Genomic DNA, 1,040 nt, shown 5'->3' with positions numbered 1-1,040 from the left:
GTTCTGGCAAAAACTTACGGTGGTAGCGCGCGTGCATTCGACCAGATCGACAACGCACCAGAAGAAAAAGCACGTGGTATCACCATCTCTACTTCTCACGTAGAGTACGATACTCCAACTCGTCACTACGCACACGTTGACTGCCCAGGCCACGCCGACTACGTGAAAAACATGATCACCGGTGCGGCTCAGATGGACGGCGCGATCCTGGTAGTTGCGGCAACTGATGGCCCAATGCCACAGACTCGTGAGCACATCCTGCTGGGTCGTCAGGTAGGCGTTCCTTACATCATCGTGTTCCTGAACAAATGTGACATGGTTGATGATGAAGAGCTGCTGGAACTGGTGGAAATGGAAGTACGTGAGCTGCTGTCTCAGTACGATTTCCCAGGCGACGACACCCCAATCATCCGTGGTTCTGCGCTGAAAGCGCTGGAAGGCGATGCAGAGTGGGAAGCGAAAGTGATCGAACTGGCAGAAGCACTGGATTCTTACATCCCAGAACCAGAGCGTGACATTGACAAGCCATTCCTGCTGCCAATCGAAGACGTATTCTCCATCTCCGGCCGTGGTACTGTAGTTACCGGTCGTGTAGAGCGTGGTATCGTTAAAGTCGGTGACGAAGTTGAAATCGTGGGTATCAAAGAAACCACTAAAACCACTTGTACCGGCGTTGAAATGTTCCGCAAACTGCTGGACGAAGGTCGTGCGGGTGAGAACGTGGGTGTTCTGCTGCGTGGAACTAAGCGTGATGACGTTGAGCGTGGTCAGGTTCTGGCGAAGCCAGGTTCTATCCACCCACACACTCAGTTCGAATCTGAAGTGTATATCCTGAGCAAAGATGAAGGTGGCCGTCATACGCCATTCTTCAAAGGTTACCGTCCACAGTTCTACTTCCGTACTACTGACGTAACCGGTACTATCGAACTGCCAGAAGGCGTAGAGATGGTAATGCCAGGTGACAACATCAACATGGTAGTTAACCTGATTGCGCCAATCGCCATGGACGAAGGTCTGCGTTTCGCAATCCGTGAAGGTGG

1 protein-coding gene is annotated in these 1,040 nt (G+C 52.1%); it reads left to right on the top strand.

Annotated elements, in window-relative coordinates; genetic code table 11:
- The coding region (gene tuf, locus Xets_RS14135; RefSeq protein ID WP_099134148.1) for an elongation factor Tu at nt 1-1,040 on the top strand (1,040 nt) is incomplete at both ends.

The organism is Xenorhabdus sp. TS4, from assembly GCF_014467265.1.
Classification (GTDB): domain Bacteria; phylum Pseudomonadota; class Gammaproteobacteria; order Enterobacterales; family Enterobacteriaceae; genus Xenorhabdus; species Xenorhabdus ehlersii.
The sequence above is the reverse complement of the archived record's forward strand: the minus strand, read 5'-3'. Positions and strand labels throughout refer to the sequence as shown.